The sequence below is a fragment of the Curtobacterium flaccumfaciens genome, assembly GCF_051548005.1.
In the GTDB taxonomy this organism is placed as follows: Bacteria; Actinomycetota; Actinomycetes; order Actinomycetales; family Microbacteriaceae; genus Curtobacterium.
The window spans coordinates 1-2,978 of the sequence record NZ_JBPUGH010000232.1; the positions used below are offsets into that span (position 1 = coordinate 1).

At 68.7% G+C, this 2,978-nt stretch carries 2 protein-coding genes and 1 tRNA gene; all 3 read right to left on the reverse strand.

From position 1 onward, the window contains the following. Positions 1 to 22: 22 nt before the first annotated feature. Positions 23 to 112 (reverse strand) — tRNA-Ser (locus tag ACSW7Y_RS16770). Between the two features lie 404 nt (positions 113 to 516). Continuing rightward, positions 517 to 1,197 (reverse strand): GntR family transcriptional regulator, encoded by a 681-nt coding sequence (locus tag ACSW7Y_RS16775; RefSeq protein ID WP_438127364.1) that lies wholly within the window; start codon positions 1,195 to 1,197, stop codon positions 517 to 519. Positions 1,198 to 1,347: 150 nt separating this feature from the next. Continuing rightward, positions 1,348 to 2,796, reverse strand: coding sequence for an MFS transporter (locus ACSW7Y_RS16780; protein ID WP_438127365.1), 1,449 nt, complete (start codon positions 2,794 to 2,796; stop codon positions 1,348 to 1,350). Positions 2,797 to 2,978 lie beyond the last annotated feature (182 nt).

The following is a 2,978-nucleotide window of genomic DNA, read 5'->3' on the forward strand; positions in this document are numbered from 1 at the left end:
GGACCGGGGCTCTCGTCGAGCGCGGAGACGGAGGGATTTGAACCCTCGGTCCCCTCAAAGGGGACTCCACCTTAGCAGGGTGGTGCACTCGGCCTGACTATGCGACGTCTCCAAGCGCCCTGGCGAGCGCTGCCCCCACCATACAGGAGGTCGAGCGTGCTCTCGACCCGGACCACGACGGCCGCGCGTGCCGCGGAACGCGCACAGTCCCCCGAAGTGGGGACACGAAGGGGTTGTCGGGACGTACCCCGGTGCATAGCATCATCGGGACGCGGCGATCACGTTCCGGAGTTCCACTCCACAGTCGCGACACAGCACCCGACGTCGCTCCCCCGGCACCAGGACCCGCGCGCCCGATCGCGACGCGTCCGCCAGGGGGAGCGGCTCGACGGGGGCGCGGCCCGGTGCCGCGTCCCCGTTCAGGTCGCCGATCCCGTGTCCGTCCGGACGACACGCACACGACGACACCCACACGACGACACCCGCCCGACGACAGCCCGCACGCCGGCAGCACCGTCACGCCGAGAGCGCCGCCCGGAACCGCTCCGGCATCGCGATCAGCGCGTCCGCGAGCTCGACCAGGGCGTCCGTGCACGCCTCGACGGCATCACGCTCCGCCGCCGACCGCGCGCGCTCGAGCAGTTCCACCCGGTACCGCCGGTCCACAGCGGCGTCGATGCCGTTCGCCAGGCAGACGTCGTCCGTGAAGAAGACGTCGAGCACCGCGAGCTGCGACTCGAGCCAGTCCGCGCTCACGGACGCACCCGACCGTCGGAGCACCCACGCCCCCAGCTCGACGAAGCACCCGGCCTCGGTCCGGCACTCCGCGATGAGCCGACGGTCGAACCGGTCCGAGACACCGGCGCTCCCACCGAGCGGCTCGACGAGCATCGACCGCGCGATCCGCAACCGCTCGCACATCTGCCCCACCGTCCAGTGCGCGATGACGACGCCCACGTACCGCTGCACCGACACGAGATGCAGGGCTTCGAGCGGGGCGAGCGCCTCACGCACGGGCGTCCGGGACACCTGGAGGTCCTCCGCGATCTGCTCGAGCCGGAGCCGCTCACCCCGTCGGTACACACCGAGCAGGACGTTCTCGAGCAGGATCGTGAAGGCCGCGTCGCGGAGCAGGCTGCGGCGCACGGTGAGGTCGTCCGGCTTCCGGATGCGTCGGCGGTCTGGTCTGCGTTCCACACCGCCAGGGTCACGCACGTCGGCCACCGTCCTGGTCGGGACGGTGGCCGCCGTGGATCGTCAGCGCGTCGATCGTGTTGTGGAGGAGTGCCATGCGGGTGAGCGTGACACGAGCCGCCGTCGCGCGCTAAACACTCTGCATCCAGAATGTCAACGCTGCTTCGAGGGCTCCTCCTGGCCGGTGAGGACGGACAGCGGTTGCGTGATGTCCTCGAGCCCCTTCCGTGCCGAGTCGACCCCGAAGACCAGTGCGATCACGCCACCGGCGATCATCACCGCCGAACCGAGCAGGTAGCCCCAGAACAGCGGCTCCCGCGAGGACCCGTCGCCGATGAACGCGCCGTAGATCGCCGGTGCGATCGCGCCGAAGATCTGCGCCAGGGCGAAGAAGTACGAGATCGCCTGCGACCGCAGCTCGAGCGGGAAGATCTCCGACACGGTCAGGTAGGCGCTCGACGCCCCGGCCGAGGCGAAGAAGAACGAGACGCACCAGAAGGCGACCTGGACGCCCGCGCTGATGGCGTCGGCACGGAAGAGGAACGCCGACGTCGCGAGCACGAGACCGGACACGAGGTAGGTCAGGAAGATCATCTGCCGCCGGCCCCAGGTGTCGAAGAACCGTCCGAGGATGAGCGGACCGAGCAGGTTCCCGATCGCGAAGGGGAAGAAGTACACGGACGTCTGCGCGGTCTTCAGCCCGAAGAAGTTCGTGAGCACGAGCGCGTAGGTGAAGAAGATCGCGTTGTAGAGGAACGCCTGCGTGATCATCATCGTGGCGCCGACGAGCGTGCGCTTCGGGTACTGCTTGAACAGCACCTGCACGATGGTGCGGAAGCGCACGTTGTCGAGCGGCGTGACCGTCAGGGCCTTCGACGGGTCGACGTCGGGGAGCTTCTGGCCGGTGGAGCGTTCGACGGACGCCTCGATCTCGGAGACGGTCCGCTCGGCCTCCTCCTCCTTGCCGTGCGTCATCATCCAGCGGGGGCTCTCCGGGATGTGCCGTCGCAGGAAGATGATCGCGATGCCGAGCACCGGGCCGAGGAAGAAGCCGATGCGCCAGCCGATGTTCTCGGCGAAGTGGGACGTGTCGAGCAGGTAGATGTTCGCGAACGCACCGAGCGCCGCACCACCCCAGTAGGTGCCGTTGATGGCGATGTCGACGTGCCCGCGGTACTTCGACGGGATCAGCTCGTCGATCGCCGAGTTGATCGCGGCGTACTCGCCGCCGATGCCGAGGCCCGCGACGAAGCGGAACACCGCGAGGAACCAGAAGTCCTGTGCGAGGCCGGCGATGCCCGACCCGACCAGGTAGATCGCCAGCGTCAGGATGAAGAGCTTCCGTCGGCCGAGTCGGTCGGACAGCCGTCCGAAGACGACCGCTCCGATCACCTGCCCGAACAGGTAGATCGTCCCGAGCAGGGTGACCTGCTGCGTCGACAGGCCCAGGTCGGCTTGGAACCCGGCGTTCGAGACGATCTGGATCTCGAGGCCGTCGAGGACCCACGAGACACCGAGGCCGACGACGACGCTCCAGTGGAACCGCGTCCACGGCAGCCGGTCCATCCGGGCCGGTACAAGACTCTTGACTGTGCTGCTCACGGATGGAGAACGTACGCCGGGAACGCGCAGGTGGTTCGCAGGTCCGGCGGGCCGCGACGCCACCGCCCGGGTCGCGCGGTTCCGGCGCGGAGCCGGATCCCCCTACTCGAACCCAGCTCCGGCGCCGAAGTCTCAATCATCGCAAGTGCGATGACAAGCCACAAGCGGAGCAGGTGCGGTGG